Genomic DNA, 13786 nt, shown 5'->3' on the forward strand with positions numbered 1-13786 from the left:
ATGATGTCACCAGGAGGTAGAATGAACAAGCACGGGCTAAAAAGTGCCGACTATCGGCCATGCTTTTCGGGGCATGAAACATTCCCCCTACGTTATGGTTGGCTGCAGAAAGCGTATCGTGCTGTTAACCAAGTGTCATCAGCAAAAGACGCGGTACACCTATTCCGAGATCCCGAGTCTATCGCTCGTTTCGGTGTGGGCCGCAATATGGTCAGCGCGATCCGCTATTGGGCCATTGCCGCTGGCGTATTGGAAGAAACTAGGGCAGGACTTCAAACAACGTGGCTTGGGACTATGCTGTTCGATGAGAATGGAACTGATCCTTATCTTGAAGAAGACGCCTCACTTTGGCTGCTTCATTGGTATTTGGCTGGGCGTTGTAGACTCACATCGGTCTATTGGCTGTTTAATGAATTTAGAGGGGGCAGCTTTGTTCGGCAGGACATCGTCGCTCCTCTACTTAAACTTGCCGAAGAGCGTGGGTGGAGCCGGGTGGCATCCACAACGGTTGACCGAGACTTGCAGTGCATTCTTAGAAGCTATATTGGTGGACGCGGCTCTAGCGAAGCTGGAGAATCCGTACTCGCTGAACTTGGTCTGATTCGTCCAATGGACAAGCAGCGGTCGCGGCTATCGCGCGGTCGCAAACCTAATCTTTCCAATGCAATATTCCTCTATTGTTTGAATGAGTTCTGGAATAACTTTGCGCCTGATCAGGCGACTATGTCATTCGAAAATACCGCTTACGCGCCCGGTTCTCCGGGGCGTGTTTTTTTGCTTGAGGAGGATGATATCGTTGATCGGCTTGAGCAGCTTGAAGAAATTTCGGGCGGGGCATTAGTTTGGTCAGAGACAGCGGGATTACGACAGATAATTCGGAGCAAAAAACGTTCGATAAAAGCGGAGCAACGCATTCTTCGCGAGACACTGATCAGCGATTGTATTCGGATGGCTGCATGAACAATTCCGTGACAATAACACCACGATTCCGTCGGTCCGTCCGCCTAGACACGGATTTTTCGTCGGCAACTGCGATTGATGACTTTCATTGTCCGGCTTCATTCCAAGCCGCCATAACTTTCATGGCATCCCACATCGCTGATACTGAACAAGGTGCCTTTACGTGGACCGGGCCTTATGGCGGCGGCAAGTCTAGCTTAGCCGTTGCGGTCGCCTGCCTATTTGGAGCGCCTAAACCAGTCCGTGATCAAGCCGCTTCTTTGTTCGGCGAATCCGTCATAATCGCTTTAAAGTCGGCACTGCCCTATTTCCCATCGCGCTGGAATGTGCTGCCGCTAGTCACGGAACGTCGGTCGATCGCGATTCAACTTGCAGAGCTTTTGGATATCCCTGCCTCCTCGAGTGCATCAGACATCCTCAATGAGATAAAACGTAAAACTAAGGATCGCGGTCTGCTCATTATTATGGATGAGCTAGGTCGTGGATTAGAGGCAGCAGCCGACGGCGAAGGCGATCTTCACCTCCTACAAGACATCGCTGAACTCTCTGCACGTAGCGAGAGTAAGTTCATTTTTCTCGGAATCTTGCACCAAGGTTTCGAGGAATATGCTGAGCGACTAGGTAGTAGAACTAAAGAATCCTGGGCGAAGATTCAGGGGCGGTTTGTTGATATTTCAATTTCGATCTCGCTTGAAGAGACGATTGAACTAATTGGTGAAGCACTTGGGCACAACCGTGCTATCCATACAGCCATTCCATTGAGCAACGATTGCGTCGCGCAATTGCGACCGGTACGCAAAAAAGCCGACGCCAAGCGCATGGCAGGTAAGCTGGCTCGCGCAGATCCGCTTCACCCTTTTACTGCCTGTCTCTTGGGGCCCCTTTCCCGGCGGGGTTTTGGTCAAAACCAACGAAGTGTGTTTTCCTTTTTGAATTCTGCTGAACCATACGGGCTACAGGACGTACTCAAAAAAGAGGCTCTCGACGGCGTTTACCCGCCGCACCTATTGTGGAATTATCTACAGGCGAATTTTGAAGCTGCAATCCTGACGTCACCGGACGGGCGTCGATGGGCAATGGCGCATGATGTCCTTGAGCGGTGCATGGTGCGCGGCGCAAGTGACCTAGAACAACAAGTATTAAAAACCATCGCAATTTTTGAATTGCTCAAAGATCGGTCCGGAATTGCGAGCAATTTAGAAACGATTGTTCTAGCGCTTAACGAAATCAATCGCTCTGATATTGAGGCGGCGCTTACGCGTCTGGAACAGCAATCTGAAATCGTTTTCCGGAAACACGCAGGCATATATGTGCTTTACGCAGGGTCGGATTTCGATGTCGCGGCTCGATTAGGAGAGGTTTTATCAGAACCGACGGATATCGACCTCAACATGGTGCGCTTGCTGGCTGATCTTCAGCCGATGTTGGCGAAGCGTCATCATGAGGAGACAGGCGCGATGCGGTGGTTCGAGATGTCGATCGATCCGGTATCGAAGCTGGAGTGTTCCACAGCCCCTAAATACGCTCAAGACACTATTGGACGCATAGTTTTTGCATTGCCGATGAAAGGTGAGAGCCAGAAGGAAACCATAAATGCGTGTAAGCGCGCCGCCCGTGCCGAGGGTAATTGCCCGTTAATCATCGGTCACCATGCTGACGCAGCCCAAATTCTCGACCTCGGACGAGAACTTGCGGCGCTAAATACTCTGGAAAGTAAGTTTCCAGAACTTCGAGGTGATCCGATTGCACGTAGAGAAATCGATGCTCGTGTCGCAGAGGTTCGTCAGAAACTCGAGGATATCCTACATGGTATGATCGAAGAGTGCAGTTGGTTCGTTGCAGACCAGAAATCAAAGCGACTGACCAAGCGTCTCTTAAACGAGCAACTGTCCATCCTGGCTGATGCGATCTTTAGCGATGCTCCACTAATTCGCAATGAGCTGTTAAACTGCTCTGAGCCATCCTCGAATGCGGTAAGTGCGCGAACCAAGCTAATGAAACGTATGGCAATGCGTGGGACGAGCATTGACCTAGGGTTTGACGGAAAAAACTATCCTGCGGAGCGCGGACTCTACATTTTGCTGCTCAAAGAAACAGGAATTCACGTTGAGGGTAAATACCGCGCCCCCGCCAAGGGCAACACGCTGTATCCATTGTGGTGTGTGGCCGATAAGTTGCTCTCATCTAAGCAGGGTGTCGTGGGGGGTGATGAGATTATTCAGGCTTGGGGCAAGGAACCAATTGGGTTGAAGACCGGCCTTGGACCGGTGTTTTTGTCAGCCTACATTCTGTCGCGTCGTGATCGTGTTGCGGTCTACGGAGAAGGAATATTTCAGGCCAACTTCAATGAGCTTTGTGTCGAGTTCCTCGCTCGAAATACCAAAGACATTGAATTGCGAAAGGTTGAAATGAAAGGGTTTGTCGGAGATACACTTAAGACCCTAGGCGGACTCCTAGAAATCAAAGATACTGCGGAACCGTTGCGGGTTGCGCGAACGATAATTAGCGAGTTCGATGCCCTCGTGCCTTGGACGACGCGAACCCAATCTCTTTCTCCGCAAACACTCAAGGTCCGTGAGATTCTCAAGCGGGCGAGTGACCCAAACCAGCTCTTGTTTGACGATTTGCCGCGCTTAGCTGAGCCGCTAGCCGATGGCAATTTTGATGCGAATGCAACGGCAGTCCTGCTTAGAGACGCACTGGCCGAAATGCGAGCAGCCTATCCAAAGGTACTCGACGATTTGAAAGATCTGATGTTGCGAGAACTGGATGTTCGAAGTCAAGACGACCACGCCTTTAAAGATTTACGCGATCGTGCAGATAACATCCGCCATATTGGCGGTGATTTACGTTTAGAAGCTTTCGTGGGAAGGCTGACGCAGTTCCATGGCACGCGAGAAGATATAGAGGGGCTTGCCGGCGTCGCCGTCAATAAACTCCCAAGAGACTGGAATGACGGTGACCGAGAACGCGCAGCTGTCGGTCTTACCGAACTTTCGACTGTGTTTCTGAAAACCGAAACGATGGCTCGGGTTAAGGGGCGCAAGGATGGGCGCCATGCCATGGCAGTCGTCGTGGGCAAGCAGAACATGCCGCATTCTCTGTTCAGCGAGATCCAGGTCGCTGATGTCGATTGGCATGATGTAGAAAAGCTAGCTGGCACGCTTGATCGTGCTTTGAGCGAGGCAGATCAGCAGAGCCGCGAGATCATTCTGGCTGCTCTGATCGAGGTGACATCTAAATATCTCAACACAAGCGATGAACGTCTTGCAGGAGAACGAGCATGAGATCTACCCGCCACGTGTTGGGCCTTTCGGGAGGCCGCGACAGCGCTGCTCTGGCCATCTTTATGCGTCAGAGACATCCAGAAATTGAGGTCGAGTATTTCTTCACTGATACGGGTAAAGAATTGCCTGAGGTATACGAATATTTGACGCGCCTTGAAGGCTATCTTGGGAAGCCGATACGTCGATTAAATCCTGATCGTGACTTTGATTTCTGGCTGAAGAGCTACAAAAGCTATCTACCTTCTGCGCAGTCACGCTGGTGCACGCGCCAGCTCAAGCTTCGCCCGTTTGAGAAATGGGTGCGAGAGTTTCTTGAAGCCGGAGAGACGGTTATGTCCTACGTTGCGATCCGCAGCGATGAAGAATACCGAGAGGGTTATCAGTCAAACAAGGAAAAGCTGCTGGTTAGGCTACCCTTCAAGGACGCCAGCATTGATAAGGCGGGTGTCATCGAGATACTAGAAGGTTCAGGATTGGGTCTTCCAGAATACTATAGTTGGCGCAGTCGCAGTGGTTGTACTTTCTGCTTTTTTCAGCAAAAGATCGAATGGGTGCGTTTGAAAGAGCATCATCCGGGGGCGTTCGAGGAAGCAAAACTGTACGAGAAAACGGCAATTGAACACGGCTCACCGTTCACTTGGAGTCAAGGCGAGTCGTTAACTGATCTTGAGCAACCAGAACGGCAAGAACAGATCAGACTGGATCACGAAAAGCGTTTGGTTAGGGCGCGCACGCGGGTGCAGGCAAACCCATTGCGCCCAGACACGCCGTTGGACCTAGATGATGTTTATGGAGGGGCAGCCAAAGCCTGTCTGACCTGCCATAAATAGTGAGATACAATATAAATAAATTTTGTTTAAGGTCATTTCATGTTCAAAGTAACTGCACGGACCGTACTAGAGTTGGGATCAGAACTAATAAGTTCGGATCCCATCGCCTTTTATGAGTTGATCAAGAATGGGATCGATGCTGGTTCCAAGAACGGTGTTACGATCAAATTTGATATCGTGTTGGCGCGCCGAGACTTTGAAGAGGCAAAGGCGGAAGTTTTAGCTGAATTGAAACTTCAGAGTCTTGAAGCATCTGATGACGAAGAGCAGGATGACGCTTGGGATTTTGAAGATTTGAAAAAGTGGCTCGCGGGCAAACTTATTACCGAGGCCGATGATCTATGGGAGGAAGCGAATTCTCTCATTGAAGCTGCAGAAGATCTCGAAGAGCTTGCAAGCGTCTTGCAGACGATTAATGGCCTGAATTCTATCACTGTATCCGACACAGGATCGGGCATGTCGCTTAAAGAACTGACCTCGGTTTTTCTAGTGATTGGCACGTCCTCGAGAAAAACTGAAATTGATGCTGCGCTAGCCGGTGGAAAGTCGCACACCCCCTATTTGGGTGAAAAGGGTATCGGGCGGCTGTCAGCAATGAGGCTGGGCGACACGCTCTCGGTCCGTACGACGAAATCTGGAGAAAGCCACTACAGTCTTATCGACATCGATTGGTCAGCCTTCGATGATTCGACTAAGATGATCGAGGATATCACCGTTACGCCTGCACGCGGCGGCAAGAAGAAAGACCCTGAGTTCAGCGGCACTCAAATCGTTATTCGTAAATTGAATGCCGACTGGGCCGAGAAACGCGTTGGTTGGCTTGCAATGGATGATTTCTCCTTGCTTATCAACCCGCTCGACAAAAAGATAAGCCAGCGGATTGTTGTCCTATGGAATGGCAAGAGGGTCAACATTCGGCGGTTGGAGAACAGTTTTTTGTCTCATGCCAATGCCCTTGTGCGAGGAAAATATCGAAATACCGAGAAAGGCCCCGAGTTGGAGCTTCGGATTGAGCTGAACAATATTGGTTTTGACCATCCCAAAGAAATAAGTATCGAAACGGCGACAGCCGATGTCTTACATGGCGCTTTGGTAGGTCCAAAGGCAAAGCGCCGACGGATGAACAAGCGAGATGTCGACTACACAGCGCTCGATACAGTTGGCCCGTTCGACTTCGAGCTACATTGGTTTAACCGTTCAATTCTGCGGAAACACAAAACAACAGGTGAATTTCAAGCTCTTAGAAACCTACTCGACCAATGGATGGGGGTACGCCTCTATCGCGATGGCTTTAGAGTTTACCCCTATGGCGAAGAAGATGATGATTGGCTCGATCTCGATAAAACAGCCCTTAAGTCAAAGGGCTATGCATTAAATCGCATTCAGTTGATCGGACAAGTCGAAATCGGGCGTTTGTCTAATCCTCGCTTAATTGACCAAACCAACCGCGAAGGTCTTCGTCAAACACCCGAAGAGGCTATATTGAAGGAGACAGTTCAGTTCTCCGTGGAGCGTTTGCGTGATGAGATGAACCGCATCACACGGGAACAAAAAGATGCAAAACAACCTTTCATCGCTGATGAAACACGAACGGCCGATCTAGAAAAGCGGATGAAGGCGACTATCCGTTCAATTGGCAAAGTTGTTCCCAAAGAGCATCGAGAGGCTGTCCAAGAGTTAGAATTAATGCGTGAGGAGTTTTCTCGCTATGCCGCAAAAGCGCGTGAGCGCATTGCTGACATGGAAAAGGATGCGGATCAGATGCTCGCAATGGCAGGCATCGGCTTGATGGTCGAAGTTGTGGCGCATGAGCTAACCCGGTCCGCGGAAGATGCTTTGGATATTCTCAACAGTCTCAAGCGAAAAACTGTTCCCGACGAAGTGCGTCAGAGGCTTGAAAGTCTCCGCGCATCGATGAATAGTATTAGCAAGCGCCTGCGCATCCTGGACCCGCTAAGCGTAACAGGCCGCCAGCGTAAAGAGCGTTTTAAATTGGACGAGCTAGTCGATGAAATCCTCGATGCTCATGAAGTGCAATTTGCTCGCCACGAAGTCCAACTAAGCGTGTTTCCCCCAGATAAGCCTGTTGAAGTGACGGCAGTTAAAGGGATGGTTGTCCAGGTTTTGGAAAACTTGATCTCGAACTCATTATATTGGATGGATGTTGAGAAGCAGCGCAAGATGTCACGTGAACCAATGCTCACAATCGCCGTTGAAGATAATCCTCCGCGTGTCCGTTTTACGGACAATGGACCCGGCATTTCAAAACAATACAAAGATCGGATTTTTGATCTTTTCTTCTCGCTTAAAGACAAGAGCCGCCGCCGCGGACTCGGGCTATTTATCGCCAAGGAAGCTGCTGAACATAATGGTGGCGCCTTGATATTGGATGTAGAGACTACCAACAGCGAAGGTCGGTTTACTACTTTTGACTATCAAGTGGTGGGGGACGACTCTTGAAAGATAAAAAGCTGGTAGAGAAAGCTGGAATCACGTCTGCAATCATCGTTGATGACGGATACGATGAGGATCCATTGTATCACGAGCTGATCGATGAAGATGGCTGGGACATTTTTTTTGATGATGTTCAAGGTGCTGCATCGTCGCGCATCGAAGCATTTTTACCCGAATTCGATCCTAGTGCCAGAGATGAGCTCAAGTCCGATCAAAAATTTATCGATGCACTATGGCGCAACCGAGAAGATATTCGCGACCTTTTGGGCGGCCTTTTTGATGACTATGAGCAAAAGGCCGCAGATAACGCGCCTTTTCTTACGGCGGCGGAAGATGCACTGACTGCGCTCGGCATTCCTTACACCACCCATGGTCGGGATTTTGTCAACGATGCTGTTGATGCAGACTTGATCGTGATCGACTTGTTTTTGGGTATCCAACAGGGTGCTGAAGACCGACAGCTTACGGTAGACAGACTTAAATGCGCTATCGATCAGCGGAAGGGGGCTCTCCCATCTATTGTGCTGATGTCCCAGATTCCGACGATTGACGACTTGGCCAAAGAATTCCGTAGTGACGTGAAGCTCCATGCTTCTGCGTTTCGATATGTTAGGAAGCCCGATCTTCAGACACCAGGACGCGTTCAGGGGCTAATTCTGACGCTCGCCGCGCATCGCAGGGACAGTCAGGCTTTGTCTACCTTTGTGGAGACGTGGGAGCAGAAAGCACAAGATGCCGTCGGAAAAGCAGCGAGTGCGCTCCGAAAAATCGACATTGATGATTTGCAACATATTCGGACTATGCTTTTGCGCTTCGAAGGCGTGAACACATCCAGTTATATGCTAGATGTTTTTGATCGCGTCCTTCAATATGAGATTGAGGCTCATAGCGAAGTTTTAAAAGCGGCTATTCTGCTTGATGAGATGGCAGACGACCCCCCGCCATTGATGATTTCTAACGACCGCGACACCTATGCCATCTTGGAGCGTACGCTGTTTGTCAATCCAAACCGCAGATCACATGCGACGGGCGCTGTATGGCCAATTACTTTTGGAGATATAATAGGACCACGAGTGGGGACTGCAATCAAGCCTCGTGGGTTTTTTGCAGGACAAAATGATTTGGTGTTCTTTGTCGCATCTCCAGAATGCGATCTTATCAGAACGGACGGTCTAAAAACTGTGCTGTTGATCGCCGGCAAACTCGAAGAAGTCGATATGGCGAAACCTGTACTCGGCGTTTCTGGAAACACAACGCCAGTTTTATCGATTGATGGCGGTCGGCGATATCAGGTGACTTGGGATTTCGGGGATTTGCGCACAATGAACCTTTCACGAGCAAAGAACCTCTTGAAGACGAATGGTGATGCAGTCGTTCTTGGCCGTCTCAGGGATATCTCTGCGCTCGGGCTGCGTCAGCAGCTCCTTGGAAATGTTGGACGGGTGGGCGAGATGGCGCCCTTGCCAAGGTCGTTTCGGTTCACCGCTGATATTTACTATGCACACCAGGACCAAACGGAACGGCAACTGGCTCTGCCAGCGGGAGTAGTGCTGCGTGGCAACGCCCTCGTTCCGCGAAAAGCAAAATCGGCCACACTTATTTTTGATTCGAGCTGTGAAAACGAACTTACAACTGCCATATTGGGCTTGGATGTCGCGACGGTCTCTGATGGCAGTAAGGCGTTGCTGAACAAGCTTAAAGAGCAAACTCGGCTTAGAAAGCTTTTTCGATCAGGTTTTCAGTGGATCAGTTTGCCGCTGAAAGACCCGCAGCCGGCAGAACTTCTCCAGGATGGTGAACCTCTCCCGGAGAAAGACGATAAAAAGCCAAAAGTGGAGAAAGTCGGTATGATTGTGACCCAACCTAACTTTGTCGAACAGCTCGGCACCAATTTCCGCAAATCAGGTTTAATTTTTAAAATCGTCGTCGACGAAACATTGGTTGGATGACGTCGGCATAGTCACATACCCGCGATTTAAGGCCTGAAAGCAAGCGACGGCGTTGAAAGTGTTGGAATTTCGCCATTTTCGGTCGATCATGCCAGCCGGGTCGGCGATTGGCTGGCGCATATTTCCCAGTAATTCCAACAGCCTGCACCCCAACCGACGGCGCTGCTTTTATCTTGCCATGCACCCGACCTTCCTAACCGTCTGCTCCTGATACCTAAATTCGGGGCTGCTATATCGTACCATATGGGGTTCCTTCTTACGTTGGAGGGCTTCTGGTAGTATCGCGATATTATGATAATCGGGGTAAGCGTAAATGGTGGTCTGAGCGAGCCGATGCGTGGTGGTGCAGTGGGTTTTCGAAGGTCAATATTGCAACGTCCACGGTCTGAAACGTGCAACGTTCGCGCGCTGGCTGAACATGCTGACCGACTCAAAAATGGCTAAGATGCGTGTCGAGCGCGCGGCTTTGGAGCGTAAGCGAGCGGTCACCAAAAGGGTAGGAAGCTGACCACCGACCGACGCAATCGGGCAGCGCAGTCGTTCTGGGCGATGCATTTGGAAGCCTTGAACTGGAGCGGAATGAGCTCAAAAATTATGCGCTAGCGCTTCGAATTTCCCAGCTCAGCCTGCGCAGATGGCGCGATCTGATTGCCGACGAGGAGCTCGTGATCGACTGGCGCGCGCAGCTTCATGGCAGCGCGCGACCGCAAATAAGCACTGGTGCTAGCAGCGCTGCTAACGGTGATGCTGCCGGTTACGGCTTAACAGAGGCGCTGACGGGCGGCGCGCGCTCGGCAGGCCCGCGCAGCTTCACCGACGAAGAACAGCGCATGATCGTGCTCTAATCCGAGGTGCCTGGCGCGACGGTGGCGGAGGTGTGTAGGCGTCATAATATCGTCACCAGCATGTTGTTCCGCTGGCAGGTACGGCTGGCCGCGCAACACAGGCAGCAACAATCGTCTTGGGCGGTTTGTTGATTGCTAGCCGTAATATTTAGCATGATAATAAAGCAGGCCATCCAGTAGAAATTGATTGTCGCCCTTCCTATATCGTTGGGAACTTCAACTATAGGAAAGGTAATCCAGAATGGCTGACTATCATATTTCCAAAGATGCTGATGGCTGGAAAGCAATGAAGGCTGGCGGCGAGAAAGCCTCGGCCCGCGCATCGACCAAGGCTGAAATTCAGGCGCGAGCCAAAGAACTGGCGACAAATTCTGGCGGGGGTGAGGTGAGAGAACATGCCTCGCGTGATGGCTCGGTGCATAAGCGTGGGCAAATCATTGATAGCGACACCCATGGTAAAACTGATCCACGCGGGAATGGCTAACTCTTCGCAAAGATCATCATCTCGAAAAGAACGGCACTATAGCCAATCCAGTCTGGCTGATGGGGTGTATGTCGCTTCAATCTGTTTATCAAAATAACCGTGAATCTCTGAAGGCTACGCCTCATAGTTTTGTCCAATGCCGCGCCTTTCTTGATGTAGGCCGCGTTGCTCGGCAAGCTCTGCCTGTATCATATGGCGCCGTTGCTCACGATCCCGCACGAGGCAACGATAGACGTTATCTTACAATTGAATGTCGGCTATTCCGCTGACAGAACTTCATTCTCTAATGCAGAAATTCGCTCCAAGCATATCGTGTGAACCACGCGACCGAGTTCCTCGATCTGCTCGCCCAGCCAAGTCAGTTCTTCCTCGCTGATGCGGTAATGCTTCGAGTATCGCGCCTTCACATATGCTTCCTTGAGCTTCTCGAACCGTGCCCGGTCCGCACGAAGTTCGCGCGGCCAGCAATCGACAAGGCGCATATCTAGACGCTCCGCCTGCGTTCTCAGGAAACCAAGATTGTGAACATGCGGTGTGTAGAACGTGCAGACCAGTAATACACAGTGGTAAAGCGTTTCGGCTGTCTGGTGCAATTCAAACGCTGCGTGTTTATATAACCCTTCAGCGATTGCAAAATTCGCAATTTTTTGTCGCCCACCGGCCGCAGGAAACCACTCCTCAAAATACTCCTTGGCCATCGCCAGCGCCTGCTCGGGTGTCTTTGGTTTGGGAACGTGCAGTTGGCGGCCATCGGCCTCATAAAGCGCAATGCCGTCCTTTGCGACGTCCATGAAGAAGTAGCGGCCATGAGCCAGGCCATCATTCACTTCTCCGAGTGTATGGACGATGAAGTTGACCGGCGTGCGCAGCGTCTTGTCGATGGCCAGTTCGCGCATCAACCGGTTGTCCAGCTTGAGCCAGTAGTCGACCTTGTCGGTCAGGCGCTTATCATTGACGATGATGAGGATATCGAAGTCGGAGCGATAGCCTTTGGCCGTGTGCGGCTCGTCGACCCAGCCTCCGCGAGCGTAGCTTCCATAGAGGATGATCTTCTCGATCTTCCCCTTCTTCTTCCACTCATGCTTTGCAAGCGCCAGCGCGTCTTCGAACTCTTCGAAGATTATCGCCTTCACGCGCTCGATCTCGCGCTGCTTGGCTGCCGGAAGATGATCAAGTGTCGTCTGCATAATTACCTCCACCCTGAAAGGTCTTTCGCTTATTGGCAAGCCAGATCATACGATTACGCTGCCCTCGGCCGTGTCTATACCAAGAAATGGGGATGGTACGCGAAAGCCACAGTAATCACGCTACGGCGCGCAACGATGCGAGCGTTCGCGCCTGTTTGACTTCGCGCACGCTTTGCAGTTCTCCACCGGCTAAAAGCCGAGCAATCTCGGCTGACACCTGATCGGCAGCAATGACCAGCGCGGTGTCGAGATGGACATATCGTTGCGTAACTCCGCGCGGGGCGTGGCCCAGAAGACCGGAGATGGTTAGTTCGCTAAAACCTAGCGATGCCGCCAAGCTGGCAAAGCTGTGGCGTAACGTGTGAGGTGTCACTTCCTCTAGGCCAGCTCGCGCGCAAACACGGTCGAGCACGCGGACTACGCCAATGAAATGCCCGTCACCCCAATCGGCGGGGAACACAAACGGTGAATGACTGCGCTGCGCCTGCTTTTCGAGAACCGTCATCGCGTCATCGCCAGCAACGCGCATTTGCGGCCCCGACTTTGTATCGGGGAACCGAACGAGATTGTCGTCGGGCTGAACCCATTCCTTTCGCATCGCCAGAACCTCCATGCGCCGGAACCCGGTGAGCAACATGACGCGGATTGCGGCAAGAGCGGTCGGATGCTCGCCCTCGCTCCCCATCTGCGTCATCAGTTTGCCCAGGTGCCGGATTTCGCCAGCGTTCAGATGGCGCTTTAGTTTCTGGGAAGCCATGATCCGCACGCCCGCTGCCGGGCTAACCTCGATAAGCCCAAGGCGGCGGGCGTGATTGAGAAGACTTCGCAAGGTGCTGATCGAACGCGATGCAACGCCTATCCCGCCTGCTGTCCGCCCACCTCTCCCGACTTTGCGAGCCTTGGCCGTGCGTCCAGCGGCGATATCGCCCTGTAAACGTTCAATGTCGGCGAGCTTAAGCTGGCTGACCACGCGGTTTCCAATTAGCGGCTTGATATGAAGGTCGATCCGGCTGCGGTCACCGGAGATTGTTGATGCTTTGATGGGCCGACGGTTACGCCCGATTAGCCGTCCAGCCTCGGCTTCGGTCAGATACCAGTCGCAAATTGCCGAGATCGTCCAACCCTGTTTGATGGCATGACGTTCTGCCGATGGGTCTGCGCCATCGATGACGCTCGCCAGCTTCTTCTTTGCGTGGTCGCGTGCCTGCTCGACGGTTAGGGCGCCATATTGGCCGATGACGCAGCGGCGGGTGCGTCCTTCGAGATTACGATATTGAATGATGAATGAGCGTGTGCCGCTGGGTTTGATGCGAACGCCAAATCCTTTGAGTTCGCTATCCCACAAAAAGTTGTCGCGGGGGCCGGGCTTTGCAGCGTCGATTATGCGCTTGGTCAATCGGGGCATGTAAAATTCCTTGGGGGTTAGAGTAAAATCCTCTCTGGTTTTGTGACTGGGCTGGCGGCGCACGCGCGCCAAATCTGCTTCCCCACGCAGGTGCAGCATAAGCGGGGAAGCAGGGGGGAAGCAGTTGGCGGAAAACCGCGGCAAATCGTAGCGTAGCCGATTCGGGTTTTCGGTCAATATAAGCTATTGAATAGTAGTGGTATTTCGTGGTTTTAGAAACATCGGGAAACTGTAGCGAAAACGACCAGAACCCGTTGCCAAGGTTGGGGTCGAGAGTTCGAATCTCTTCGCCCGCTCCAGTTTTTCGGTTAAAAGCAAACATGCGGCGCATGTTTGCCCGAAAAACTCCCGACCGCGAGGGAGGGTGGCTTGCCCAAATGTACCT

10 protein-coding genes are annotated in these 13786 nt (G+C 51.7%); 8 read left to right on the forward strand and 2 right to left on the reverse strand.

All coding sequences use genetic code 11. The features are described from left to right. Window positions 1–21 precede the first annotated feature (21 nt). The 8 genes from AZE99_RS15905 (at window position 22) to AZE99_RS03540 (ending at window position 10809) form a co-directional block, all read left to right on the forward strand. Window positions 22–960 (forward strand): DUF4007 family protein, encoded by a 939-nt coding sequence (locus tag AZE99_RS15905; RefSeq protein ID WP_197460242.1) that lies wholly within the window; start codon window positions 22–24, stop codon window positions 958–960. Then, window positions 957–4247, forward strand: a complete 3291-nt coding sequence (locus tag AZE99_RS03515; protein ID WP_156472084.1) for a hypothetical protein — start codon at window positions 957–959, stop codon at window positions 4245–4247. Before AZE99_RS15905 ends, AZE99_RS03515 begins: the two co-directional genes overlap by 4 nt. Continuing rightward, window positions 4244–5077, forward strand: a complete 834-nt coding sequence (locus AZE99_RS03520) for a phosphoadenosine phosphosulfate reductase family protein (protein WP_067198131.1) — start codon at window positions 4244–4246, stop codon at window positions 5075–5077. Before AZE99_RS03515 ends, AZE99_RS03520 begins: the two co-directional genes overlap by 4 nt. 39 nt (window positions 5078–5116) lie before the next feature. Further along, window positions 5117–7537: a sensor histidine kinase gene (locus AZE99_RS03525; RefSeq protein ID WP_067198133.1), complete on the forward strand. Its 2421-nt coding sequence runs from the start codon at window positions 5117–5119 to the stop codon at window positions 7535–7537. After that, window positions 7534–9480: a hypothetical protein gene (locus AZE99_RS03530; protein WP_067198135.1), complete on the forward strand. Its 1947-nt coding sequence runs from the start codon at window positions 7534–7536 to the stop codon at window positions 9478–9480. Before AZE99_RS03525 ends, AZE99_RS03530 begins: the two co-directional genes overlap by 4 nt. A 665-nt stretch (window positions 9481–10145) precedes the next feature. Then, window positions 10146–10325 carry a hypothetical protein gene (locus AZE99_RS03535; RefSeq protein ID WP_067198137.1) on the forward strand — a complete coding sequence of 60 codons (180 nt, stop codon included), beginning with the start codon at window positions 10146–10148 and terminating at the stop codon, window positions 10323–10325. A gap of 21 nt (window positions 10326–10346) precedes the next feature. Continuing rightward, window positions 10347–10457: a hypothetical protein gene (locus tag AZE99_RS16530; RefSeq protein WP_443027800.1), complete on the forward strand. Its 111-nt coding sequence runs from the start codon at window positions 10347–10349 to the stop codon at window positions 10455–10457. 109 nt (window positions 10458–10566) lie between these two features. Then, window positions 10567–10809 (forward strand): DUF2188 domain-containing protein, encoded by a 243-nt coding sequence (locus tag AZE99_RS03540; protein ID WP_067198139.1) that lies wholly within the window; start codon window positions 10567–10569, stop codon window positions 10807–10809. A 257-nt stretch (window positions 10810–11066) separates the two neighbouring features. Here AZE99_RS03540 and AZE99_RS03550 read toward each other — a convergent pair whose 3' ends face one another. Further along, window positions 11067–11996 (reverse strand): nucleotidyltransferase and HEPN domain-containing protein, encoded by a 930-nt coding sequence (locus AZE99_RS03550; protein WP_067198143.1) that lies wholly within the window; start codon window positions 11994–11996, stop codon window positions 11067–11069. Between the two features lie 115 nt (window positions 11997–12111). Beyond that, a complete protein-coding gene (locus tag AZE99_RS03555; protein WP_067198145.1) occupies window positions 12112–13401 on the reverse strand; it encodes a tyrosine-type recombinase/integrase in 1290 nt (429 codons plus the stop codon). Window positions 13402–13786 lie beyond the last annotated feature (385 nt).

Origin of the sequence: Sphingorhabdus sp. M41, assembly GCF_001586275.1 — a bacterium.
In the GTDB taxonomy this organism is placed as follows: domain Bacteria; phylum Pseudomonadota; class Alphaproteobacteria; order Sphingomonadales; family Sphingomonadaceae; genus Parasphingorhabdus.

What these genes read in the sequence shown, in the direction of transcription:
- AZE99_RS15905 (WP_197460242.1), top strand. Translation starts at nt 22, where the DNA reads ATGAACAAGCACGGGCTAAAAAGTGCCGACTATCGGCCATGCTTTTCG.
- AZE99_RS03550 (WP_067198143.1), bottom strand. Translation starts at nt 11,996, where the DNA reads ATGCAGACGACACTTGATCATCTTCCGGCAGCCAAGCAGCGCGAGATC.
- AZE99_RS03515 (WP_156472084.1), top strand. Translation starts at nt 957, where the DNA reads ATGAACAATTCCGTGACAATAACACCACGATTCCGTCGGTCCGTCCGC.
- AZE99_RS03540 (WP_067198139.1), top strand. Translation starts at nt 10,567, where the DNA reads ATGGCTGACTATCATATTTCCAAAGATGCTGATGGCTGGAAAGCAATG.
- AZE99_RS03555 (WP_067198145.1), bottom strand. Translation starts at nt 13,401, where the DNA reads ATGCCCCGATTGACCAAGCGCATAATCGACGCTGCAAAGCCCGGCCCC.
- AZE99_RS03520 (WP_067198131.1), top strand. Translation starts at nt 4,244, where the DNA reads ATGAGATCTACCCGCCACGTGTTGGGCCTTTCGGGAGGCCGCGACAGC.
- AZE99_RS03525 (WP_067198133.1), top strand. Translation starts at nt 5,117, where the DNA reads ATGTTCAAAGTAACTGCACGGACCGTACTAGAGTTGGGATCAGAACTA.